Below are 25020 nucleotides of genomic sequence, written 5' to 3' on the forward strand. Positions count from 1 at the left end.
CGAACTATCCTCGGATGGCCCAGAAGGCCAGGTTCAGGCCCGGGAACTGGCCGGCGATGTGAAAGGCGAACCCCCCTGAGTGGGCCAATTGCTTCCAGTGTTCGCTGCCACGGTCCAGTTCGAAATAGCTCGAGCCGGCGTGATAGGGAATCTGCCGCGGCGCCACGGGCATCGATAGCAAGGCGATACCCGGCAACTGCAGATTGACCAGGTCGCGGATGTGTTCCACCGAGCCGATCTTGGCCTGCTGGGGGAAATGCGCGCGCAGGGTTTCGGCCGGCACCTCGGCACGTACCACCAGGACGAAGCTGGCCATTTCCAGCAGGCTCTTGTCGGCCAGCATCGCCACATGCACGCCGTAGGATTTCTCGACGATGGGAATCGGTGTGGCGCGGGTATCGATGACCATCGACAACGCTTGCCGCAAATCCTGCATCACCGGGGCGAAACTGCTCGCCAGGTCGTCGTGGGCATAGGCCGGGTAGTCGGTGGGGCGGCGCCCGGCGCTGGAAAAGGTGGCGAACTCCCCCGCCAGGCAGACCGCCTCGCGATAGAAATCCTGCGGGTGCAGGGGGCTCAACCGGACAAGGTGGCTGAGCAAGGGCTCGGCGCGATTGACCAGTTGCAGCAGCAAAAAGTCGGCGATCTCCGAGGCGCCGCCGGCCCCCGAGGCCACTACCCTTCCTGCCAGGGCCTCGCCACGCTGGTGCAACAACCCTTGCAACTCTTGGCGAAAGGCCGCCAGCACGTTGGAGGCGGCCACATCGAGCAGCGGCGGGATATAGTCCTCGTCTACTTGCACGGCGTTGTCCGCGCGCTTTTCCAGGACCCGGATCAAACCGAGGTTGGCATATTCGCCGAGGCCATCGCGCTCGGTCAGCAGGCGCAGGGCCTTGCCGCCGATCGCCAGCGACGCCCGGCTCTCGAAGGCAGCGTTGTCATCGCGCACTTCGCGCACCTGGCTGATATAGCGCGCACCGCCAGGCAGCTCGCCCTCCCCCACGGTGTCGCGGCTGCCGGCACGCTTGAGCGGCAAGCCCAGGAAGACCTGCGCATCGCGCAGGTTGTCGTTCACGTTCAGCGGAGGCGGCGGGACATCGTCGCCGGGAATGTCGAAAGGCGTGCCATCGGGTAGCACCCCGCGCGCGCTGACAATCGCCACCTTGCCCTGGCTGAGCAGGGACTCGTCGATGCGCAGCTCGGAGAACCCCCAGCCCCCGGCGCTCAACGGGCGGCAACGGCCATCGATCAGGGCTTCCACGTAGCGATCATGCTGCTGGAGATGCTGCGGCCGCAAAAACATTCCTTCGGACCACACCACACGGTTATTCCAGGACATGGACTGGCTTCCTCGACAGGGCTAATTCGCAGGTTTCGTGGCTGCCGCGCTGATCGCCCTGGCCGTCAGGGAAACCGTCAATGGCGTGGTTTCATTGCTCGGGATACTGACCATCTGGCGCCACACGGCGCTGTCCAGTTCGCGGTAGGACACCACCAGGCCGAGCAAGCGGCTTTGCTCGTCGAGCGTGCGCTCCAGGGTCAGCCGTTGACCCGGCTGGACCAGCACTTCGTCCTGCGCCACCAGGTCCGTGGACAAGGTCGCGCTGGTGGCATCCACCAAGGAGAAGTAGTCGGCGCGGCTGAAGGCGGTACCGCTCTTCAACTCATACAAACGCACCCGCACGGGCGTCGCCTGGCCACCCGCCGAAAGATTCAGATCGGCAGCGGCCTGGATATGCATGACAACGACAGTAGGAGTAAGGGACGGCGGACTCGAAGCACAGGCAGTCAGCAGTAATACCGTCGCGAACAATAAGAACTTTGGCATGTCGTCGTCCTCAATGACATTTATTATTCCAAACTGGAACTAGCGATAGCCAAACAAGATCAACCCACTATTTAATAGCCATTAGCCTTCACTCAACTAACTAATGGCACTTAGCCTTTACTCAACTTGATACTTTGCTCTTCATAAGCACGACTGAATTCGCGCCCGAACAATTCCTCGAAATCATCTTCAGCCTCTCTGGAAATGCTCGCATAGAGTTCCGTGAACAACTCCCAGTATTGCGCTTGACGCCTACCCGGCAATAAAGCGCCAAGCCCCGAAGGTTGACTTAAACGCGCTTCCAGGACCGCTGGCTGAAAACGCTTGAGCAGGTGTTTGATCGAGGCTTGTACGCCCGCCATGACGGCCAGTTGATGCGCTTTGAGGTCGTCGAAGCTTTCCTTGATCGCCTGGTCGGCCGGCATGAAGGCCTGGTTGCCGGAACGCAGCAATGACAGCAGCGCCTCATCGACATTGGGGGCGAACTTGAGGGGGTTGTTCTCCACCGGGCGGATCATGGTCTGGGCCATGCGGAACTCACCCTTGAGGCTGGCACGGGCGCGCAGCACCTCGATCAACCCCTCGACCATATGCCGGTAGCTACGGCCGATGGCCTCCATCTGCGCGCGGGTTTCGCCTCTATCGATACGCAATTGCTCGAGCCCCGCGCCCCTGAGAAAGGCTTCCAGCACCTCCTCGTTGTCGCCCCCGGTTGCAGGCGTCGCAGGCGCAACCGCGGCCCGTTGCACGGCCGGGCCGGGTGGGCTGCCGGCCATGTTCTCCGGCGCCGCTGGCAATGGTTGCGGGTGGGCTTGCACAGGGGGCGGCACCACCGGCGCCGGGCCCGCGCCCAGTTCGGCGAAGGGGTCCCAATCCGGCGGAATCGCCGGTGCCGCGCCGGTTTCGCTGGCCAGGGGGGCGCTGGGGCGCTGGGGCTCGGGCGGGCGAAAATCATGGCGTTCGGACGGCACGTGGTCGGCCAGGGCCGGAGGGGGCACTGCCGGGGACGCGAGAAAATCGAACAGGTCGGGCTTGGTATCCAGGGGCGAACCGCCCGCCTGGATCTGTACCCTGCTGGGGGGCGCCGCCGCTGCGCCGGGAGTCTCGCCAGGCACCTGGCGCTTGATCAGCGCATCGAAGCCGGTAAAGGGATCGCTCGTCCCAGGCGCGTCGTTGATGATCGGCGGGGCACCGTTGATCTGCACCAGGATGTCGTACTCGCCGACGCGCAACAGTTCGCCGTCGCGCAAGGGTTCGCTGTTGCCGCGGTGCATGCGCACGCCGGCATTCACCAGCTGTACGCCATTGGTGCTGGTGTCGGTCAGGTAGTAGGTGCCGTCACGCAGTTGAATCACGCAATGCTGGCCGGACACCAGGCGTTCCGGGTCTGGAAGTATCCAGTCGTTCTCAGGGTTGCGGCCGATTTTCAGCTCACCGCGATCAAGCTCGAACTCCGCGCGTTGGCCGGGAGTGAGCTTGTGATAACTGGTGATTGTCAAACGCAGCGGCATGAGAACTCCTTGTAGGGTATTGCTCATAACAACAACTCGGCTATGCCAGCGAGTGCAAACCGAGTATAGCCCCCTAAAAGGTTTCGGTGTCGTCAAAGTTCCTGCGGTTATATTTGCTTTTTTCAAATAACCCCTATAGCAAAAGAAACTAAAAAAAAGACCTCCGACCACCTATCTTCAAACCTGTCAATGTTCACCCCATTGGTCGGAGAGTTTCTTGACATCAATTGAACTGCGCTAAAACTTCAGTTCAATTGTTAAATCCAGAGATAACGCCAACATGTGGCGCTGGATAGAACACTCATCCGCAAGAAAGGAATTGAGTCGTGCGCTCGCCCTGACTGAGCACCGATTGCCGAGTCGATATGGAGATCACGTCTGTGGTGGATGTACAACGATTGTTGGAGACGATTTCCCCTGACTCCCCCTGTGGCGGCGACCTCGAGTACGACGCCGCCTTTCTCGAGCTTGAACGTGCGGCGCAAGGCCAACCCGAACGGCAGATGGGCGATGCCGTGCTGCCCGCCACGCCGCCGGAGTGGCGCCAGGTACGCGACCTCTGTGTCGAGCTGTTCAAGCGCAGCAAAGACCTGCGCATCGCCAACTACTTCCTGCAAAGCGCCATTGCCCTGCAAGGGTTGCCCGGCCTGGTGCAAGGGTTACAGCTGATCCAACAACTGCTCGCGCAGTATTGGGACGACCTGCATCCCAGGCTGGATGCAGAGGATGACAATGACCCGACTTTCCGGATCAACGCCCTCGCCGGCCTCAACGCCGAGCCAGTCATTCGCCTGCTCTGGGGCATGCCGCTGGTCAGCTCGCGGGCCTTTGGCAGCGTCGGCCTGCGGGCCGCCCTGAATGCCGCAGGCTTGCAGCGCTTCGCCAGTGAAAGCCTCAGCTCGGAACAGCTCGGCGCGGCCTTTCAGGACTGCGCGGGCGAACAGCTCGAGGCCTGCCGCGCCGCCCTGAACGATGCCCATGGCACGCTGTTGAGCATAGAGCGCGAGGTCAACGAACGGGTCGGCTCCACCCGCGGCGCGGACCTGGGCACGATCAAGCAACTGCTTCGGCATGCCGTGCAAATCCTCGCCGAGCACGCCCCTCGGCCGGAGGTTTCCAGCGCTGTCGCGCAGGCCGGCGAGCCTGCCGGTGCAGCCATGCCCACGGCCCCCAGCGCCGCCCCGCCGCGCATCGATGGCGAGATCGGCAACCGTGAGGATGTGCTGCGCAGCCTCGACCGGATCCTCGGTTATTACACCAGGCACGAGCCCTCCAGCCCGGTGCCGGTGCTCTTGAACCGCGCCAAGAGCCTGGTCAGCGCGGATTTCGCCACCATCGTGAGCAACCTGATTCCGGACGGCTTTTCCCAGTTCGAAAAATTGCGCGGGCCCGAGGGCCAACAATCCGAGTGAAAACGCTTAACCGACGCCCATCCACTACAGCCGCACAGGCAGCGCAGGAGGAAAAATGGCTACCACCAGCAGCCAGAAATTCATCGCCCGTAACCGGGCTCCCCGGGTACAGATCGAGTACGACGTAGAGCTTTACGGTGCGGAGAAGAAGGTACAACTGCCCTTCGTCATGGGGGTGATGGCCGACCTTGTCGGCAAGCCCGCCGAGCCTCTGCCAGCGGTGGCCGACCGCAAGTTCCTGGAGATCGATGTCGACAACTTCGACTCGCGGCTCAAGGCGATGAAACCGCGGGTGGCGTTCAACGTACCCAATGCCCTGACCGGGGAAGGCAACCTGAGCCTGGACATCACGTTCGAGAGCATGGACGACTTCAGCCCCGCCGCGGTGGCGCGCAAGGTCGATGCCCTCAACCAACTGCTTGAGGCCCGCACCCAGCTGGCCAATCTGCTGACCTACATGGACGGCAAGACCGGCGCCGAGGACATGATCATGAAGGCGATCAAGGACCCGGCGCTGTTGCAGGCGCTGGCCAGTGCACCGAAACCGACCGAACCCGAGCCGCAAGCCTGACAGAGGACGCAGACCATGGCCGAATTGATGAAAGACCCGCAGGCCCAGGCAGACGCCGCGACCGAACAACCGAGCGACTTCGCCGCCTTGCTCCTGCAAGAGTTCAAACCCAAGACCGAGCACGCCCGCGAGGCGGTGGAAAGCGCCGTGCGGACCCTGGCCGAACAGGCCCTGAGCAAGACCGAGCTGATCTCCAGCGACGCGATCAAATCCATCGAGTCGATCATCGCCGCGATCGATGCCAAGCTCACCGCGCAGATCAACCTGATCATGCACCACGCCGATTTCCAGCAACTGGAAAGCGCCTGGCGCGGCCTGAACTACCTGGTCAACAACACGGAGACCGACGATCAGCTGAAGATCCGCGTGATGAGCATTGCCAAGGGCGACCTGCACAAGACCCTGAAAAAGTTCAAGGGCACCGCCTGGGACCAGAGCCCGATCTTCAAGAAAATGTACGAAGAGGAATACGGCCAGTTCGGTGGCGAACCGTTCGGCTGCCTGGTGGGCGATTACTACTTCGACCAGTCGTCGCCGGATGTCGAGCTGCTCGGCGAGCTGGCCAAGGTCTGCGCGGCGATGCATGCGCCCTTCATCAGCGCGGCCTCGCCGACGGTGATGGGCATGGGCTCCTGGCAGGAGCTGTCCAACCCGCGCGATCTGACCAAGATCTTCACCACGCCTGAATACGCGGCCTGGCGTTCGCTGCGCGACTCCGAGGACTCACGCTACATCGGCCTGACCATGCCGCGCTTCCTCGCCCGCCTGCCCTACGGCGCCAAGACCGACCCGGTGGATGCCTTCGCCTTCGAAGAGGAAACCACCGGCGCCGACAGTTCCAAGTACACCTGGGCCAACTCGGCCTATGCCATGGCGGTGAACATCAACCGCTCGTTCAAGCTCTATGGCTGGTGCTCGCGGATTCGCGGCGTGGAATCCGGCGGCGAGGTGCCGAACCTGCCGACGCACACCTTCCCGACCGATGACGGTGGGGTGGACATGAAGTGCCCGACCGAAATCGCCATCGCCGATCGGCGCGAGGCGGAGCTGGCGAAGAACGGTTTCATGCCGTTGCTGCACAAGAAGAACACTGACCTCGCCGCCTTCATCGGCGCCCAATCGCTGCAGAAGCCGGCCGAGTATGACGACCCCGACGCCACCGCCAACGCCAACCTGGCGGCACGCCTGCCCTACCTGTTCGCCACCTGCCGCTTCGCCCATTACCTGAAGTGCATCGTTCGCGACAAGATCGGCTCGTTCAAGGAAAAGGACGACATGCAGCGCTGGCTGCAAAACTGGATTCTCAATTACGTGGACGGCGATCCGGCCCACTCCACCGAAACCACCAAGGCGCAACACCCCTTGGCCGCGGCGGAGGTGGTGGTCGAGGAGGTCGAGGGCAATCCCGGTTACTACAACTCGAAGTTCTACCTGCGCCCGCACTACCAGCTCGAAGGGCTCACGGTATCGCTGCGGCTGGTATCCAAGCTGCCATCGGCCAAGGCGGTTTGATTCATCTCAGGTGGCATTCGCCATGGTGGCGGGTGCACGACAACACAGCGTGGCGAATCGCTGGAACACAGTGGTGCAAACCACTTAAGGAGGCATGATGGCTGTTGATATGTTTATCAAGATCGGCGACGTCAAGGGCGAGTCCCAGGACAAGAACCACAAGGATGAGATCGACGTGCTCTCCTGGAGCTGGGCCATGGCCCAGTCCGGCAACATGCATGTGGGCGGTGGCGGCGGTGCCGGCAAGGTCAATATCCATGACCTGACGTTGACCAAGTGGGTGGATAAATCCTCCCCCAACCTGATGATGGCCTGCTCCAGCGGCAAGCATTACGACGAGGCCAAGCTGACGGTCCGCAAGGCCGGCGGCGACGATCCGGTCGAGTACCTGACCATCACCCTCAAGGAGGTCCTGGTGTCCTCGATCGGAACCGGTGGCAGTGGCGGCGCGGATCGCCTGACCGAAAACATCGCGCTGAACTTCGGCCAGGTGCTGGTCGATTACCAGCCGCAGAAGCAGGACGGTTCCAAGGACGGCGGCCCGGTCAAGTACGGCTGGAATATCCGCCAGAACGTCAAGGTGTGACGACGGCCACCCTGCTGCCATGCCGCAGGGTGCTCGGCTTGTACCAGGGCCAGGGCGCAACAGGAGGTTCGATGATGGCCAGACCCGCATTCATCAATCTGTGGAACAACTATCCGACCGAAAGCCAACCTTGCGATGGCGGTTGGGACAATCAATGCGCGATCCGCATGAGCATTACGCTCAACGCCGAAAGAAGCATCCAGGTGGATGATCACACCTATTCCGAACCGCGCTGCAGCCACGGCCACGCCCGCGGCGCCGAGTCGCTGGCGAACTGGCTGTGGCGCCACCACCTGGGCCGACCGAGCATCTTTACCGACGCGGCCAAGGCCAAGCTGCAGCTCAATGAGAAGAACGGGATCATTTTTTTCAAGGATTGCTTTACCCGCAGTGGCGAGAGTCGCGCGGCCGGCGACCATATCGATCTGTGGAGCCGCGGCTTCACCAAGACCTACGACGACCCGGCCAACCACTCCGCCCAGGTGTGGTTCTGGGAGCTGTCATGAGTCGACACCTGCTTCCCCTCATCGTCGCGGGCCTGTCGTGCCTGATTTTGCCGGCCTGCGCGCAGAACCCGGCCGATAGCGCCACCCAGGCTCACTTCCTTGCCCAGAATCTGCTGCTGGAAGAGCACAACGGCAACTGTCGCTTGCTGGTCCCGCAGCAACCCGGCATCGACCTGCGCCTGAAATGGCCCTGCCAGTTCCACCGGGACGCCAGCGGCGCGCTGCGCACCAGGCAGGTGGGTACACGCCAGGTGATCCTGGTGGAAAGCAGCGAGCCGTTGCCCTCGCCCAGCCGGGATTGCCGCACCGAGATCCAGGCGATACGCGACACCGGGAAGGGTCTGGAAGCCTCGTCGGCGGTGAGCCGGGTGGCCGCCTGCCCGCCCTTCCAGTGGGATGAGAAAGTGTTTATCGGCTTGTTCGAACCCGATGTTTGAACGCGCGCCAGGGCTCGGCTCGAAGCCTGCGCACAAGGAGATAGCGATGAATGCCGAGGAGCCGATGCGCGCCGGTAAATGGGGCAAGGCCCTCTTGGCCCCGCAGGATCAGCTGCGCGGCCTCGGCTGCGCCGACAGGGATAACTGAAGATGGCCGAGCTGACCCTGCAAGAACGCCTGCAACCCTCGTTGCTCGATCGCCTGACCGACAATGATGCGCACAACCCCAAAGAAGCCGCCGAGCACCGCGTCATGTCGATGAGCCAGCTCAAGGCGTCCGTGCTGCGTGATCTGGCCTGGCTGTTCAACACCTGCGTGCTGTTCGATCCGGAGCAGGCCGCGCAGATGCCGGCGGGCAACTCGGTGCTGAATTTCGGCCTGCCGCCCCTGGCCGGACATACCGCCTCGAGTGTCGATGTACAGGCCATCGAAGCGTTGTTCAGCGACACCATCGCCGCTTTTGAACCGCGCATCCTCAAAGGCTCGTTGAAGGTGCGCGCGCAACTCGACGGCAATGACATGAGCCACAACGCCCTGAGCTTCGAGATCGAGGGCGATCTGTGGGCCGAGCCGGTGCCCCTGCGCTTGCTGCTCAGCACCGCCCTCGACCTGGAAACCGGGCACGTCAAGGTGACGCCGGCCGAGCCCGCCAGGAGACGCCGATGAACCCGCGCATGCTCGAGTATTACAACCAGGAGCTGCAGCATATCCGCGAGAGCGCCGCCGAGTTCGCCCAGGAGTTCCCCAAGATCGCCAGCCGCCTGACCCTGTCCGGCATCGACTGCGCCGATCCCTATGTCGAGCGCCTGCTGGAGGGCTTCGCCTACCTGAGCGCCCGGGTCCACCTGAAACTGGACGCCGAATACCCGACCTTTACCCACAACCTGCTGGAAATCGCCTACCCCCATTACCTGGCGCCAACGCCTTCGGTGGTGGTGGTCCAACTGGTCGCCGACCCCAACGAGGGCTCACTGACCAGCGGCTTCACGGTCGAACGCCACGCCGCCCTGCGCGGCCAGCTGGGCCATGGCGAGCAGACCGCCTGTGAATACCGTAGCGCCCATGCGGTGACGCTGTGGCCATTGCAGGTCGGCCATGCCGAATACTTCGGCAACCCGGCAACGACCCTCGGCCGCCTGGCCGCCAGCGAACCCAGGGCCAAGGCCGGGCTGCGCCTGCGCTTGCGCTGCGGCGCCGGGTTGCCGTTCAACGCCCTGGCGCTGGACAGCCTGCCGCTCTACCTCAACGGCGCCGACGAGCAACCTTTTCGTCTGTACGAGCAGTTGCTCGGCAATGCCTGCGCCGTGTTTATCAAGAGCGTCGACGGCGACTGGGTCGAGCGCTTGCCTCTGGAGAGCCTCAAAGCGCGCGGCTTCGACGATCAGGACGCGGTGCTGCCGGTGGTGCCCCGGGCCTTCCAGGGGTACCGCCTGCTGCAAGAGTATTTCGCCCTGCCCAACCGCTTCCTGTTCGTCGACTTCACCGGGCTGAGCGCCGGCGTACAACGCTGCACCAGCCAGGAACTGGAGTTGGTGGTGCTGTTCGATCGCCTCGACAGCACCCTGGAAGGCACGGTGTCGGCGGCCCAGTTCGTGCCCTTCTGCACGCCGGCGGTGAACCTGTTTCCACGCCGTGCCGATCGCATTCACCTGAGCGAGCGGGTGCATGAACACCAGGTGATCGCCGACCGCACCCGGCCGCTGGATTTCGAGATCCATTCCCTGACCCAGGTCACCGGCCATGGCAGCGGCCCCGAGCAGCCGTTCCAGCCGTTCTATGCGATCCGCGACCCGCTGCGTTATGGCCGCGAGCAGGCCTACTACATCGTCCACCGCGAGCCGCGTCGCTTGTCCAGCCAGCAACGGCGCCGTGGGCCCCGCTCGACCTATGTCGGCAGCGAAACCTTCATCTCGCTGGTGGATGTCAACCAGGCGCCCTATCGCCACGACTTGCGCCAGCTCGGCCTCAGCGCCCTGTGCACCAACCGCGACCTGCCGCTGCTGATGCCAGTGGGTACCGGCAAAAGCGATTTCACCCTGGAAGACAGCGCCCCGGTGCTGGCCGTGCGCTGCCTGGCCGGGCCAAGCCGGCCGCGGCCGAGCCGCGCGCACGATGCCAGCGCCTGGCGGCTGATCAGCCAGCTATCGCTGAACTACCTGTCGCTCAGCGAACAGGGCCAGGGGGCCGCGGCGCTACGCGAATTGCTGCGCCTGTACGGCGACCCCGGCGATTCGGCGCTGCAGCTGCAAATCGAGGGCCTACGCCAGGTACGCAGCACGCCCTGCACCCGCAGGTTGCCGATGCCGGGACCGATCGTTTTTGGCCGTGGCCTGGAGATCAGCCTGGAGTTCGACGAAAACGCCTTCCGCGGCACCGGGGTGTACCTGCTGGGCGCGGTGTTCGAGCGCTTCCTGGCCCGTTATGTGTCGATCAACAGCTTCACCGAAACCGTACTGCGCACCACCGAGCGCGGCGAAATCATGCGATGGCAGGCGCACCCCGGATGTCGACCGAACCTCTGAAACCGCTGCAAAGCGTCGCCCGGATGGCCGACGAGCCCTGGGCCTACGACTTCTTCCAGGCGCTACGGCGCATCGAATGCGAGGCCGCCGACCGGCCGCGCATCGGTCATTCCCTGCGTTTGCACGACGACCCGCTGCGCCTGGGGCAGAAACCCGACTGCGGCTTCGCCCCCTCGACCCTGGCCCGCATCGAGACCGACCCCGAGGGCGCCGCGCCGCGCATCGAGCAGTTCTTCTTCGGCCTGACCGGGCCCAACGGCCCGCTGCCGCTGCACCTGACCGAATACGCCCACGATCGTCAACGCAACCACGACGACGCCACCTTCACGCGCTTTCTCGACGTGTTCAATCACCGCTTGTTGTGCCTGTTCTACCGCGCCTGGGCCGAGGCCCGGCCGACCGTCAGCCATGACCGCCCCGACCACGACTACTGGTCGATGCGCCTGGCCGCGCTGTCCGGGCGGGGCATGACCAGCTTGCTCGGCCAGGGCCCGATCGCCGACTCGGCGCGTTACCACTTCACCGGCCACCTGGCGGCGCAGACCCGCTACCCGGACGGCTTGCGCGCGATCCTGGAAGACTACTTCGGCGTGCCCGCAAGCATCGAGGAATACGTCGGCCAGTGGCTGGAGCTGCCGCAACGCAGCCAGCTGGGCGTGGCGCTCTGCTCGCTCGGCAGCGACCTGAGCCTGGGCACCCACGTCTGGGATCGCCAGCATAAATTCCGCATCCGCCTGGGGCCCTTGAGCCTTGCGCAATACCAACGCCTGCTGCCCGGCCAGGAAAGCTTCGGCGAACTGGCCGCCTGGGTCGCCGAGTACCAGGGCGAGGAGCTGGATTGGGAAGTCAACCTGCTGCTACGGCGCGAGGAAGTTCCGCGCATCGATCTCGACGGCCAGACCCGCCTGGGCTTCGACACCTGGCTCGGCAGCCCGCCGACCGATGCCGGCGACCTGCTGCTGGCCCGCGAATACGCCAGCCATACCACCCCCTCCAGGAGTTGCGCTCATGAGTGAGATCAGCCGCGTCGCGCTGTTCGGCAAATTGAACAGCCTGGCCTACAAGGCCATCGAAGCCGCCACCGTGTTCTGCAAACTGCGCGGCAACCCCTATGTGGAACTGGTGCATTGGTTGCATCAGCTCCTGCAGTTGCAGGACTCTGACCTGCACCGCCTGGTCCGCCAGTTCAGCCTCGACCCGGCGCGCCTGTCCAGGGACATCACCGACGCCCTGGACCGCCTGCCGCGCGGCTCGACCTCGATCACCGACCTGTCCGTGCAGGTCGAGGAAGCCGTGGAGCGCGGCTGGGTCTATGGCAGCTTGCTGTTCGGCGAGAGCCAGGTACGCAGCGCCCACCTGATCGTCGGCATGCTCAAGACACCGAGCCTGCGCCACGCCCTCTCGGCCCTCTCCCGCGAGTTCGACAAGATCAAGGTGGAGCACCTGATCGAGCGCTTCGACGAATACCTCGGCGACTCGCCGGAAAACGGCCTGGCCGCCAGCGACGGTTTCAACGCTGGCGCCACGCCGGGCGAAGCCAGCGGCGCCATGGCGCCCAGTGCGCTGGGCAAGCAGGAGGCGCTCAAGCGCTTTACCGTAGACCTCACCGAACAGGCCCGCAGCGGCAAGCTCGACCCCATAGTCGGGCGCGACGAGGAGATTCGCCAACTGGTCGACATCCTGATGCGCCGGCGGCAGAACAACCCCATCCTCACCGGCGAAGCCGGGGTCGGCAAGACGGCGGTGGTCGAGGGCTTCGCCCTGCGTATCGCCGCCGGCGACGTGCCGCCGAGCCTCAAGGACGTCGAACTGCGCACCCTGGACGTCGGCCTGTTGCAGGCCGGCGCGAGCATGAAGGGCGAGTTCGAACAGCGCCTGCGCCAGGTCATCGAGGATGTGCAGGCCTCGCCCAGGCCGATCATCCTGTTCATCGACGAGGCCCATACCCTGGTCGGCGCCGGCGGCGCGGCCGGTACCGGCGATGCCGCCAACCTGCTCAAGCCGGCCTTGGCCCGCGGCACCCTGCGCACCGTGGCGGCCACCACCTGGGCCGAATACAAAAAGCACATCGAGAAGGACCCGGCCCTGACCCGGCGCTTCCAGGTGGTGCAGGTCGACGAACCGTCCGAGGCCAAGGCGATCCTGATGATGCGCGGCGTCGCCTCGACCATGGAGCAGCACCACCAGGTGCAGATCCTCGACGAGGCGCTGGAGGCCGCGGTCAAGCTGTCGCACCGTTATATCCCGGCCCGGCAGCTGCCGGACAAGTCGGTGAGCCTGCTCGACACCGCCTGCGCGCGGGTGGCCATCAGCCTGCATGCGGTACCGGCCGAAGTGGACGACAGCCGCCGCCGCATCGAAGCGCTGAGCACCGAACAGGCGATCATCGGCCGCGAGCAGGCCATTGGCATCGCCATCGGTACTCGCCAGCAGGATGTCGAGGCGGCCCTCGATGAGGAACGCCAACGCCTGGCGACCCTGGAAAGCCGCTGGAGCGAAGAGAAAGCCCTGGTCGATGAACTGCTGGCGACCCGCGCCACCCTGCGCGCCGCTGCCGAACCGCTGGACGACACCAGCGGCGAGGCCGGAACTCCATCGCCGCGCCTGGCTGAAGCCGAACGCACGGCCTTGCGCGACAAGCTCGGCGACCTGCAGGGGCGCCTCGCGGCCTTGCAGGGCGAAAACCCGTTGATTCTGCCCACCGTGGATTACCAGGCGGTGGCCGCGGTGGTCGCCGACTGGACCGGCATCCCGGTCGGGCGCATGGCGCGCAACGAAATCGACACCGTGCTCAGGCTCGACGAGCACATGAAAAAACGCATCATCGGCCAGGACCATGCCCTGGCGATGATCGCCAAGCGCATCCAGACCTCGCGCGCCGGGCTGGACAACCCGAGCAAGCCGATTGGCGTCTTCCTCCTCGCCGGCACCTCGGGCGTGGGCAAGACCGAAACCGCCCTGGCCCTGGCCGAGGCCCTGTACGGCGGCGAGCAGAACATCATCACCATCAACATGAGCGAGTTCCAGGAGGCGCACACCGTCTCCACCCTCAAGGGCGCCCCGCCCGGCTATGTAGGCTACGGCGAAGGCGGCGTGCTGACCGAGGCGGTGCGGCGCAAACCCTACAGCGTGGTGTTGCTGGACGAGGTGGAAAAGGCCCACCCGGACGTGCACGAAATCTTCTTCCAGGTGTTCGACAAGGGCGTGATGGAGGACGGCGAAGGCCGCCTGATCGACTTCAAGAACTGCCTGATCCTGCTCACCACCAATGCCGGCACCGAGATGATCGCCAGCCTGTGCCGCGACCCGCAACGGCTGCCCGATCCCGATGCCATCGCCAAGGCCCTGCGCGAGCCATTGCTCCAGGTATTCCCGCCGGCCCTGCTCGGGCGCCTGGTGACCATTCCCTACTACCCGCTGAACGACGAGATGCTCAAGGCCATCACCCGCCTGCAACTGGAGCGGATCAAGCGGCGCGTGGAAAGCGGACACAAGGTGCCCTTCGCCTACGACGACAGCGTGGTCGACCTGATCGTCTCGCGTTGCAGCGAGATCGAGAGCGGCGGACGGATGATCGACGCCATCCTGACCAACACCCTGTTGCCGGACATGAGCCGGGAATTTCTCACCCGCATGCTCGAGGGCAAGCCGCTGGCTGGCGTGCGCATCAGCCAACGGGACAATGCGCTGCATTACACATTCGACCCGCCTGTTTTCGAGACGGCCGACTGACGCCCGGACGCGAGCCAGAGGAAGCCGTTTATGGCAATCACGCAAAGCAATCGCTTGGTGCAGGTCGACAGCCCCCTCGGCGGCGAGGTCCTGCTGCTGCAGGGCATGGAAGGCAGCGAGGAGCTGGGGCGATTGTTCCATTACGAACTGGACCTCACGTCCGAAGACCGGGCGATCAAGTTCGACCAGTTGCTGGGCAAGCCGATGGGCCTGACCCTGGAGCTGCACGGCGGCGGCAAACGCTATTTCCACGGCATTGCCTGCGGCTGCCGGCAACTGACCGGCCATGGCCAGTTCGCCGGTTACCGGGTCAGCCTGCGGCCCTGGTTCTGGCTGCTCACGCGCACCTCGGACTGCCGGATTTTCCAGAACCAGACGGTGCCGGACATCATCAAGCAGGTGTTCCGCGACCTCGGCTTCTCCGATTTCGAAGACAACCTGAGCGGCAGTTACCGCGAGTGGGAATACTGCGTGCAATACCGCGAAACCAGCTTCGATTTCATCAGCCGGCTGATGGAGCAGGAAGGCATCTACTACTACTTCCGCCATGAGAAAGCGCGTCATGTATTGGTGCTGGCCGACGCCTACGGCGCCCACTCGACGGTGGCAGACTACGCCTCGGTGCCCTTCTACCCGCCCGATCAGCAGATGCGCGAGCGCGACCACTTCTACGACTGGCAACTGGCGCGGGAAGTCCAGCCAGGCTCGCTGGCGTTGAACGACTACGACTTCCAGCGCCCCGGCGCCAGCCTCGAAGTGCGCTCCAGCGTGTCGCGCAGCCACAGCAACGGCGACCATCCGCTCTACGACTACCCGGGCGAATACGTACAGAGCAAGGATGGCGAGCATTACGCACGCACCCGCATCCAGGCCATTCACAGCCAGTTCGAGCGCGTGCAGTTGCGCGGTCGCGCGCGTGGCCTGGGCTGCGGGCATCTGTTCAAGCTGACCGGCTACGACCGCGCCGACCAGAATCGCGAATACCTGGTGGTGGTCGCCCGCTATCAGATCCGCCAGGAGCTGTATGAAAGCGGGCAACTGGACCTGGCCGAGCAGTTCATCAGCGAACTGGACTGCATGGATGCCGGCCAGGCCTTCCGCCCCCTGCCCCTGACCCCCCTGCCCATTGTCCGCGGGCCGCAGACCGCCAGGGTGGTAGGCCCCGCCGGCGAGGAGATCTGGACCGACCAGTATGGCCGGGTCAAGGTGCATTTCCATTGGGATCGCCACGACCAATCCAACGAAAACAGCTCCTGCTGGATGCGCGTGTCGCAGGCCTGGGCCGGCAAGAACTGGGGGGCGGTGCAGGTCCCGCGGATCGGCCAGGAAGTGATCGTCAGTTTCCTCGAAGGCGACCCGGATCGCCCGATCATCACCGGCCGCGTCTATAACGCCGAACAGACCGTGCCCTACGAGCTGCCGGCCAATGCCACCCAGAGCGGGGTGAAAAGCCGCTCGAGCAAGGAGGGCTCGCCCGCCAACTTCAATGAAATCCGCATGGAGGACAAGAAGGGCGCGGAGCAGCTGTTCATCCACGCCGAGAAGAACCAGGACATCGAGGTCGAGAACGACGAAACCCACTGGGTCGGCCACGACCGCAGCAAGACCATCGACAACGACGAGACCGTGCACGTCAAGCACGACCGCACCGAAACCGTCGATAACAACGAAACCATCACCATCGGCGTGGATCGCAAGGAAAAGGTCGGCAACAACGAGACCATCTCCATCGGCGTGAACCGCACCGAGGATGTCGGCAGCGACGAGAAAATCACCATCGGCGCCAATCGCACCGAGGACGTGGGCAACAACGAGACCATCACCATAGGCGCGGATCGCACGGAAAAGGTCGGCGCCAACGAAACCATCACCATCGTCAGCAACCGCACCGAGGACGTGGGCGGCAACGAGACCATCGACATCACCGGTAACCGCAACGAAACGGTCAAGGGCAACGAAGGTATCGAGATCAACGGCAACCAGAGCACTCGGATCGGCAAGAACGAATCCCGCGACGTCGGTCAGAACCGCACCACCAACGTCCAGCAGAACGACAGCCTGGACGTCGGCAAGAACTTCTCCCTCACCGCCGGCGACTCCATCACCCTGACCACGGGCGCGGCCAGCATCACCATGAAGAAGGACGGCACCATCATGATTCGCGGCAAGGACATCACCATCGACGGCTCCGGCGCCATCAACATCAAGGCCAACAGGAACGTTGTGGTCAAAGGCCAGAAGATCCTGCAGAACTAGGGCCTGTTTTTAACGCAGCATGGCCCGCGTAGCGCCGAAGGCGCCCAGCGCGCAGCCACTTTTCGTACAGAGCCAGCACAGTGGAGGTGTGTATATGACGGTCCAGTACCCGCTACCCATGCAAGCCCGCATCGACGCAGTGGTCATCGGCACCCTGCTCGAGCTGCCGCACGCCAGTGCGCCCAGGGTCGTTTACCCGGGGTGCCCGGATGGCAGCGGCGTCGTTGCCCGCTGCACCGCGCTGCTGGGGCCTGCGGATATCGGCGGCCAGGTCGCGCTGATGTTCGAAGGCGGCGACCCGGCTTGCCCCTTGGTGATCGGCCGCTTGCTCGGCGCGGACGCCCCGCCCGAGCCAGTCGCCAGCGTGCGGCTGGACGAGCATTGCCTGGAACTGAGCGCCGAGCGCGAGATCGTGCTGCGCTGCGGCAAGGCCAGCATCACCCTGACCCGCGCGGGCAAGGTGATCATCCAGGGCGCCTACCTGTCCAGCCGCTCCAGCGGGGTCAACCGCATCAAGGGCGGTTCGGTGCAGATCAACTAGACAGGTATCCGGCCTATGGAACTGCTCAACGCCAGCAAACTGCGTGCGGCCTATACCCAGGGCCTGGGGTCCGATGGCCGCGAATCCCTGGTGGTGGTGGCCAAAGGCACGTTCAACCTGCCCCTGGACGGCCGCGCGGCCACCCTCGCCGACACCCAGCAACCGCTGCTGATGGCCGACACCTTCCTCGGTGAGCCCGGCCTCAGTGCCCCGCTGCAGGAAATGGACTTCGCCCCGGTCAAGCCATGTTGCGATGTCCTGGTCCGCGGCAAGGCCTACGCCCCAGGCGGGCGACCCGTGACGCAGCTGACCGCGGGCATTCGCGTCGGGCGCATGAGCAAGGCTTTTTCCGTCCTCGGTCCACGGCAATGGCAAGCGGGGCTTCTGGGCGTTGCTCCCGGCTTGCCACAGCCGTTTACCGAGCAGGACATCTCCTATGCCCGGGCGTTTGGCGGCAGCCATCCGATCACCAACAACCCCGAATTGCGCCACTGCTACCTGGACAATCCGATCGGTTGCGGCTGGTACCCGCGCAGCGCCGACAATGCCGACATCGTCGGCATGCCGATGCCGAGCACCGAGGCGTTGGGCAAACCGATCGACAGCCCCTCTGGCGACTTCCGCCCCATGGCCCTCGGCCCCATCGGCCGCGGCTGGCCACAACGCGCCCGCTTCGCCGGCACCTACGACGAGGCCTGGCTGGCCGACTGCTTTCCCTTTCTGCCGGCGGATTTCGACCAGCGCTACTTTCAGGCAGCCCCTGAGGATCAGCAGACCCACTACCTGCGCGGTGGCGAGGATGTGCTGCTGCTCAACCTCACGCCCCAGGAACGCGCGGGCTTTCGCATTCCCGACATGCAGGTGCCGGTGACCTTCTTTCTGAAAAAAGGCGGCCATGAGACTGTGCAGGCGGTGATCGACACGCTGCTGATCGACACTGACGCGCTCCAGGTGCAGCTGACCTGGCGGGTCTCCCGTCCGCTACGACGCAACCTGTTCGAGATCGCCCAGGTGCTGGTCGGCACGATGTCCACGGGCTGGTGGCGCGCCCGCGAACTGGGCAAGGATTACTACCCGTCGCTGTCGGCGCTGGTGAAAGCCAAGCGCGCGCCCGAGGAGACGCCCTGATGGCCGCACTCTGCATCATCGGCTCCGGCATGGTCAGCGCCGTTGGCCTTAGCGCCCCCGCGAGCTGCGCGGCGATCCGTTGCGCTATCGACAACTTCCAGGAGACCCGCTTTATCGACCGCGGCGGCGAATGGCTGATCGCTGCCAGCGTCCCCCTGGAACAACCCTGGCGTGGGCGCAGCAAGCTGATCAAGATGGCGGCGCGGGCCATCGCCGAGGCACTGCAGGGCACGCCGGGCGTCGCCCCGGAGAAAACCCCATTGCTGCTCGGGGTGGCGGAGGCCGACCGCCCCGGCCGTCTCGACGGCCTGGATCTCAGCCTGCTGCACGACATTGAGCATGAACTGGGCGTGCGTTTTCATGGCAGCTCCAATGTCATTCCCCGTGGCCGGGTCAGCGGCGCGGTCGCCCTGCTCAATGCGCGCAAACTGATTTATGAGCAAGGCCATCGTCACGTGCTGATCGCCGGCGTCGACTCCTTCCTCAGCGGCCCGACCCTGGCCGCCTTCGAAGAGCGCGAACGCTTGCTCACCAGTCAGAACTCCAACGGTTTTATCCCCGGCGAAGGCGCCGCCGCCGTGCTGGTCAACGCCCCGACCGCCAGCGCAACGCCACAGCTGGCGTGCATCGGCCTGGGGTTCGGCGTGGAAAAGGCCACGGTGGAGGCCGAAGACATTCCGCTGCGCGCCGACGGCCTGACCCAAGCCGTGCGCGCGGCCCTGGGCGAAGCCGGCTGCGGGCTGGAGCAGATGGATTATCGGCTCACCGACATCTCCGGCGAGCAGTACTACTTCAAGGAAGCCTCCCTGGCCCTGAGCCGCACCCTGCGGGTGCGCAAGGAGTTCTTCCACCTCTGGCACCCCGCCGACTGCATCGGCGAAACCGGCGCCGCCATCGGCCCGGCGATGCTCGCCGTGGCCCTGGCCGCCAGCCGCAAGGGCTATGGCGAAGGCCCGAATATCTTCTGCCACCTCGGCAACGACGCCGGCCAACGGGCGGCCGCGCTGCTCAGTTATCAGACTGTGAGGGCTGCGTGATGGCGAACGAGGTGTATGCCAACAATATGGAAGTTTCCTGCAAGGCGGCGGCAGGGAAATCCATCGCCTGTTTCCCCGATGTCTGCTTTACCCCGCCTCAGGCGCCGCCGACTCCGACGGGAGTGCCCATTCCCTATCCCAACACAGGCATGGCCAAGGACACCACCAATGGCACGCGCACAGTAAAAATTACCGGAAAAGAGGTGATGCTCAAGGACAAGAGTTACTTCAAGACCAGTTACGGCGACGAGGCCGGATGCGCGCCGAAGAAGGGGGTGATCACCAGCAAGATCAAGGGCAAAGTGTACTTCACCGCTTGGTCGATGAATGTGAAGTTCGAGGGCGAAAACGTGGTCCGTAATCTCGACCTGACCACCCATAACCATGGCTCGACCTCGAACACCGGGCCTTGGCCCTACTCCGACGCGATAGCCATGGATAAGGCCAGACACCCCTGCCGCGGAATGGCCAAACAGATTAAAAGCGACTGCACGGGCGCCACCGACTACAGCGCCAAATGCTGCAAGGCGCGCAAATGCTTGGTCATGCCGAAGGAGCCGAACCGCTGTTGCAACGGTTCCGATGGAAAACAAATGACGGGGCATCACCTCTTACCCTCCAAAGAGTTCGTGGCTCACGAAGGCCGTGGCGCACCGGATGCCGCAACCAATTACGTTTCCAACAAAGCGCCCTGTCTGTGCGTGGAAGGAACCAGCCACTCAAAACGCACGGAACACGGCCAGGTTGGCTGCAACTACACCGTCGAGCGAAACAATTGGCTGAACGACCCTGCCAATCAAAACAAAGCCTACACCTTGGCTGTGGGCTGCGCTGTGGGAGCCAAATCAGCGGTAGGCAAAGTGAAGGTGCCACGCGGAGCAGAAGGGTGTGATGAGAAGTGTCTGAAAAAACAATTGGATACAGGCCACGCCAAGATGAGTTTGACCGTAGGCCCCAACGACCCGCTGCCGCGAGCCAAACAGCCACGCCGGCCTATGCGAACCTGATGCTCGGAACCTGTTTCGGCTCTCGCGCGTCAAGGCGAGGCAAGGATGAAAGCGCAGAAAGGATCGCCCCACCGCAGCAGCTTTGAGACAGATTATTAATAAAGGAAGCCGCCCATGAATGACATTTCAGACTCTGAATTCATCCAAGATGCCTTTATCCAGGAAGGCGTAAGCCCCACACCCGATGTTTTCATCCTCGCTTGCACCGTTGGCGATGACTATGACGACCCCAAGAACCGAGTGGGCGTTAAGAAGGGTGGCCTCTGGCTCGACTTTTCCTTGGCCGGCGAAGCGATATTGTCGATCGATGCGAGCGCCGATGGCCTCGCCTATGTATTAGGGGAGAACGGCACCATTGTCCGTTTCAATTGGAAGCACCCTGCCACCAAGGATGAATTGGGCGCGTCCCGAACGCTGTTTCCAAACCTGCCGGTATACGACAAAGGACCGTTACGGCGGATACGCATCGTTGGCAGCGATGTGATCTGCGCAGGCTCAGTCGGGCAAGTCTACTGGTTGAACAATGAGAAAATCGAAACGCTTCCGCCCCTCAGAGTCGAGGGTAACTACGTCACCATCGAAGACATCGCCGGCACCAGCAGAAACGATTTCGTTGCCGTCACATCCGACGGCTATGCCGCACACTTCAACGGCAAACGCTGGGCAACACTGGATATTCCGACTAATACCGACCTAACGAGCATCTGCCTCCTTGCAGGCCAGAACTATGCAATTTCAGGTGGCGATGGCGTGGTTCTGATTGGCTCGGGCGACCAGTGGCAAGTCCTCAACCATGCCGATGATGAACGACACTATTGGGGTATAGCGTCCCACGCCGGTTCTATTTACGCGGCGCATCTTGCGGGGATTGACAAGGTATCGGGGGAAGACCTCATCGCGCTGAAAATACCGAACAGCAAGAAGCTGCAATTCACCGTTCTGCGCAGCAGCGACTGGGGTGTGTGGTCATTTGCCGAGCGCACTGTTGGGCTCATTCGGAATGATCGATGGCAAACGGTCATGAGTTAATGCTTCGACTACCGACCCAATTCTGCTCATCTTACTCAAGCCTCAGAGGCTGACCGATCATATGTTTATCGCTCAGGTTATAGATCAACATGCCGACGAAGCCTCCTTCCTCACCGGCCTGCGCGACTACGCCGTGCGAGCGCCCCACTATGACCTCAAACACTTGACCACCCTGGACAACCGTATCGAAGCCCATCTGGATGGTCTGCGCATCGCCGGCCTGCCCGGGCTGGACGCCGTGCTGCAGCAACTGAGCCCCCACGCACAGGGCGAGGTATTTGCCGCCACGGTGCCGGCATTCGAAACCGGCAATATCGCCGCCATGGCCACCTTGACCGAACATGTGCGCACCCGCGAAGGCAGCGAGCGCTTTATGGCCGCGGCCTTGGGTTGGCTCGACTGGGAGCGGGTATCGCCCTGGATCGAGCGTATGCTCGCCTCCCCCGAGCCCCTGTTCCGTCGACTCGGCCTGGCCGCCTGTGGCATGCATCGCCACGACCCTGGCCCCGCCCTGCTGGCCGGGCTGTCCCATGCCGACCCCGGCGTGCTGGCGCGGGCCGCTCGTACTGCCGGCGAGCTGCGCCGTCGTGACCTGATGCCGGCGATTCGTGCCCACCGCCAGCATCAGGAGGCAGCCCCACGCTTCTGGGCCAACTGGGCCACCGCGCAGATGGGCGACGAGGAAGCTTTGGAACCGCTGCGCCAGTTCGCCGAGCAACCGGGCGAGTTCCAGTACCGCGCGCTCTGCGTATTGCTGGCCTGGCAACAGCGCGAGCACAGCATCGCCTGGATCCGCCAGTTGATGCAGAACCCCGCGCAGCGGCGCCTCGGCATCCAGGCGGTTGGGCTACTGGGCGATCCGGTCAGCGTGCCCTGGCTGATCCAGCAGATGAGCGACCTGGCGCATGCCCGCGTCGCTGGCGAAGCCTTCAGCCTGATGACCGGCGCCGACCTGGCGCTGCTCGACCTGGAATTGCAGGACCTGCCGGATTTCGATGCCGGCCCGAACGACGCCCCTGAAGATGCCAATGTCGCCATGGACCCCGATGAGAACCTGCCCTGGCCCGACCCGCCGTTGGTCACAGCCTGGTGGCAAGCCCATGCAGGCGATTTCCAGGTAGGCGTGGGTTATGTGCTGGGGCAGCGACAGAGCGAAAGCAGTTATCGGCAAGCGCTTGTCCAGGGCCAGCAACGCCAGCGTATCGTCGCGGCCTGCGGCATCGCTCGCTTGCGACCGACCGAAGTGCTGTTCCCCACCAGCGCCCCCGCCTGGCGGCAAAAGGCATTGTTGGGAGAACCCGCGGCGTTCGGCCGGGGGTGACGCGGACGTACGGCATCCAGTATTTGACTAAGGTGATTGGGATACTGGAGAGCTTAATCACCTTGGCGGCAACGGAACCCAGAAAGACTCCTGCCAGGAACCGTTACCAGGTGAATCTAAAATGATGCGGTCACATCCCAAGGGTTGTGAGGCCGCTGCGGTACATCCATGGAAAACCTGGTCGATCCGGCCCCTCTAGGGGTAGCGCTGGGTCTTTTGCCGGGTAAGCAGGCAGGGGGCTTCCTATTGGCTGCGCTAGCCATTCGCACGGGGCTGGCCAGGTTGCCGGAAGGGAGCAACTGGCTGCAGCTCTACGGGGTCGCGCTCCTCTGTGGTATCGGCTTTACCATGAGCCTGTTCATTGGCAACCTGGCATTCCCTGGTCTTCCTCAGGTGATCACCGTATTTCTCAAGGTTGAGAAATAGCAGTAATACGGGCATTTTCTAGTCGGATCACAGAAGGCCAAGGCTGATGCAGGCCGTAATATTTTCTTGTTTTGTAATGCACGGCAGGTAATCCGTGGCTGACTAATACCCCTGGAAATTTTTACGCAAAATTTACGGGGAGTGGCATTCGCGCACTTGATACTGCGCGGTATTTTTTGACAGGCGACTGTGTATGTCCCTCGCAGCAATACGGCTTATCGCTTTTATCCTTGGTATTTTTCTGATCACGCTGGCCACAAGCATGGTGATCCCCCTGATTACGCTCGTGGTCCATGAGCGCAGTGACGATCTGTCGGCGTTTCTCTGGTCGAGCCTGATCACCCTCGTTTGTGGTCTGTTGTTGATCGCGCGCGGGCGCCCGGATATCGCCCAGCTGCGTCCGAGGGATATGTACCTGCTGACGACCAGCAGTTGGATCGTGGTATGTGCCTTCGCGGCGTTGCCCATGGTGTTCATCAGCCACATCAGCTACACCGACGCCTTCTTCGAAACCATGTCCGGCATCACGACCACTGGCTCGACTGTCCTGACTGGGCTGGACAGCGCGTCGCCAGGGCTACTGATCTGGCGCTCGATGCTTCACTGGCTGGGGGGTATCGGCTTCATCGGCATGGCCGTGGCGATCCTTCCACTGTTGCGGGTGGGTGGCATGCGGCTTTTCCAGACAGAGTCCTCAGACTGGTCGGAGAAGGTGACACCGCGCTCTCATGTTGCCGCCAAGTACATCCTCTGGCTTTACCTGGGGCTCACGGGGGCTGCGACGCTAGCGCTCTGGTTGGCCGGGATGACGCCTTTCGAAGCGGTGAACCATGCGATGTCGCTGATCTCGACGGGAGGGTTTTCAACTTCTGACGCGTCACTCGGGCATTGGCCGCAGCCAGCAATTCACTGGATAGCGGTGGTCGTCATGATCCTCGGAAGTCTGCCTTTCACCTTGTATGTCGCGACATTGCGTGGCCACCGGCGTGCGTTGATCAAGGATCACCAGGTCCGCGGATTTATTGGGTTCTTGATCGTCACCTGGTTGTCGGTGGGGACATGGCTATGCCTTCACAGCGACTACGGTTGGTGGGACGCGTTTCGCATCGTAGCCGTTAACGTGACCTCGGTCGTCACAACCACTGGGATTGCGGTTGGCGATTACACGCTGTGGGGTAGCTTCGCCGTCCTGTTCTTTTTCTACCTGACATTCGTCGGTGGCTGTTCGGGCTCGACTGCCGGAGGCCTTAAAGTCTTCCGTTTTCAGGTTGCTGCCGCCCTGCTCGTGAGTAGCTTGAAGCAACTGATCCATCCTCGAGCCGTGATCCAGAAAAAGTACAACGGGCATCCGATCGACGAGGAAATCGTGCGTTCGCTTTTGACCTTCTCATTTTTCTTCACTATCACCATTGCCGTCATCGCTTTGGGGTTGGCGCTTAACGGATTGGACTGGACAACTGCTTTGAGTGGTGCCGCGACAGCGGTCTGCAACGTTGGGCCTGGGCTTGGCACAATCATTGGTCCTGCGGGCAACTTCACCTCATTACCTGATACGGCGAAATGGTTATTGACCGTTGGAATGCTTCTGGGGCGGTTGGAAATCCTGACCGTGCTGGTACTTGTAACTCCGGTATTCTGGAAATATTAATCAGGCAGAT

At 63.3% G+C, this 25020-nt stretch carries 21 protein-coding genes and 1 pseudogene; 19 read left to right on the forward strand and 3 right to left on the reverse strand.

The window, feature by feature from the left end; translation table 11 throughout:
* Positions 1–4 precede the first annotated feature (4 nt).
* From tssK to tagH, 3 genes are all read right to left on the reverse strand, one after another.
* Complete coding sequence (gene tssK / locus IF690_RS17750) at positions 5–1339, reverse strand: type VI secretion system baseplate subunit TssK (protein ID WP_202696724.1); 1335 nt, start codon at positions 1337–1339, stop codon at positions 5–7.
* Positions 1340–1360: 21 nt separating this feature from the next.
* A complete protein-coding gene (gene tssJ / locus IF690_RS17755) occupies positions 1361–1828 on the reverse strand; it encodes a type VI secretion system lipoprotein TssJ (RefSeq protein ID WP_202696725.1) in 468 nt (155 codons plus the stop codon).
* Positions 1829–1938: 110 nt separating this feature from the next.
* Complete coding sequence (tagH, locus tag IF690_RS17760; protein ID WP_202696726.1) at positions 1939–3339, reverse strand: type VI secretion system-associated FHA domain protein TagH; 1401 nt, start codon at positions 3337–3339, stop codon at positions 1939–1941.
* Positions 3340–3704: 365 nt separating this feature from the next.
* Between tagH and tssA the strand changes: the two genes are divergently transcribed.
* The 19 genes and pseudogenes from tssA to IF690_RS17855 all read left to right on the forward strand — a co-directional run bounded on the left by tssA (position 3705) and on the right by IF690_RS17855 (position 25010).
* Entirely contained in the window at positions 3705–4751 is a 1047-nt protein-coding gene (tssA, locus tag IF690_RS17765) for a type VI secretion system protein TssA (protein ID WP_252189493.1), read from the forward strand.
* A 55-nt stretch (positions 4752–4806) separates the two neighbouring features.
* Entirely contained in the window at positions 4807–5322 is a 516-nt protein-coding gene (gene tssB / locus IF690_RS17770) for a type VI secretion system contractile sheath small subunit (protein ID WP_202696727.1), read from the forward strand.
* A gap of 15 nt (positions 5323–5337) precedes the next feature.
* A complete protein-coding gene (tssC, locus tag IF690_RS17775; RefSeq protein WP_202696728.1) occupies positions 5338–6834 on the forward strand; it encodes a type VI secretion system contractile sheath large subunit in 1497 nt (498 codons plus the stop codon).
* 97 nt (positions 6835–6931) lie between these two features.
* Complete coding sequence (locus tag IF690_RS17780) at positions 6932–7420, forward strand: Hcp family type VI secretion system effector (RefSeq protein WP_202696729.1); 489 nt, start codon at positions 6932–6934, stop codon at positions 7418–7420.
* Between the two features lie 74 nt (positions 7421–7494).
* Complete coding sequence (locus tag IF690_RS17785; RefSeq protein ID WP_202696730.1) at positions 7495–7926, forward strand: type VI secretion system amidase effector protein Tae4; 432 nt, start codon at positions 7495–7497, stop codon at positions 7924–7926.
* Positions 7923–8363, forward strand: coding sequence for a hypothetical protein (locus tag IF690_RS17790; RefSeq protein ID WP_202696731.1), 441 nt, complete (start codon positions 7923–7925; stop codon positions 8361–8363). The genes IF690_RS17785 and IF690_RS17790 overlap by 4 nt, the downstream gene beginning before the upstream one ends.
* A gap of 150 nt (positions 8364–8513) precedes the next feature.
* Complete coding sequence (tssE, locus tag IF690_RS17795) at positions 8514–9029, forward strand: type VI secretion system baseplate subunit TssE (RefSeq protein ID WP_202696732.1); 516 nt, start codon at positions 8514–8516, stop codon at positions 9027–9029.
* A complete protein-coding gene (gene tssF / locus IF690_RS17800; protein WP_202696733.1) occupies positions 9026–10885 on the forward strand; it encodes a type VI secretion system baseplate subunit TssF in 1860 nt (619 codons plus the stop codon). Before tssE ends, tssF begins: the two co-directional genes overlap by 4 nt.
* Positions 10867–11901, forward strand: coding sequence for a type VI secretion system baseplate subunit TssG (tssG, locus tag IF690_RS17805; RefSeq protein ID WP_202696734.1), 1035 nt, complete (start codon positions 10867–10869; stop codon positions 11899–11901). Before tssF ends, tssG begins: the two co-directional genes overlap by 19 nt.
* Positions 11894–14617 carry a type VI secretion system ATPase TssH gene (gene tssH, locus IF690_RS17810; protein ID WP_202696735.1) on the forward strand — a complete coding sequence of 908 codons (2724 nt, stop codon included), beginning with the start codon at positions 11894–11896 and terminating at the stop codon, positions 14615–14617. Before tssG ends, tssH begins: the two co-directional genes overlap by 8 nt.
* A gap of 30 nt (positions 14618–14647) precedes the next feature.
* Positions 14648–16873 carry a type VI secretion system Vgr family protein gene (locus IF690_RS17815; protein WP_202696736.1) on the forward strand — a complete coding sequence of 742 codons (2226 nt, stop codon included), beginning with the start codon at positions 14648–14650 and terminating at the stop codon, positions 16871–16873.
* A 94-nt stretch (positions 16874–16967) separates the two neighbouring features.
* Positions 16968–17414 (forward strand): DUF6484 domain-containing protein, encoded by a 447-nt coding sequence (locus tag IF690_RS17820; protein WP_202696737.1) that lies wholly within the window; start codon positions 16968–16970, stop codon positions 17412–17414.
* A gap of 15 nt (positions 17415–17429) precedes the next feature.
* Positions 17430–18542: a DUF2169 family type VI secretion system accessory protein gene (locus IF690_RS17825; RefSeq protein WP_202696738.1), complete on the forward strand. Its 1113-nt coding sequence runs from the start codon at positions 17430–17432 to the stop codon at positions 18540–18542.
* Entirely contained in the window at positions 18539–19579 is a 1041-nt protein-coding gene (locus IF690_RS17830; protein ID WP_202701534.1) for a hypothetical protein, read from the forward strand. The genes IF690_RS17825 and IF690_RS17830 overlap by 4 nt, the downstream gene beginning before the upstream one ends.
* A complete protein-coding gene (locus tag IF690_RS17835; RefSeq protein ID WP_202701536.1) occupies positions 19579–20586 on the forward strand; it encodes a PAAR-like domain-containing protein in 1008 nt (335 codons plus the stop codon). Before IF690_RS17830 ends, IF690_RS17835 begins: the two co-directional genes overlap by 1 nt.
* A 114-nt stretch (positions 20587–20700) precedes the next feature.
* A complete protein-coding gene (locus tag IF690_RS17840; RefSeq protein ID WP_202696739.1) occupies positions 20701–21615 on the forward strand; it encodes a hypothetical protein in 915 nt (304 codons plus the stop codon).
* Positions 21616–21676: 61 nt separating this feature from the next.
* Complete coding sequence (locus tag IF690_RS17845; RefSeq protein ID WP_202696740.1) at positions 21677–22936, forward strand: TIGR02270 family protein; 1260 nt, start codon at positions 21677–21679, stop codon at positions 22934–22936.
* A 174-nt stretch (positions 22937–23110) separates the two neighbouring features.
* Positions 23111–23335: pseudogene (locus tag IF690_RS17850) on the forward strand (Na+/H+ antiporter NhaA); the annotation flags it as partial.
* A 220-nt stretch (positions 23336–23555) separates the two neighbouring features.
* A complete protein-coding gene (locus IF690_RS17855; protein ID WP_202696741.1) occupies positions 23556–25010 on the forward strand; it encodes a TrkH family potassium uptake protein in 1455 nt (484 codons plus the stop codon).
* The last annotated feature ends 10 nt before the right edge of the window (positions 25011–25020 follow it).

It is taken from the genome of Pseudomonas sp. SK3(2021) (assembly GCF_016772375.1).
Lineage (GTDB): Bacteria > Pseudomonadota > Gammaproteobacteria > Pseudomonadales > Pseudomonadaceae > Aquipseudomonas > Aquipseudomonas chlororaphis_I.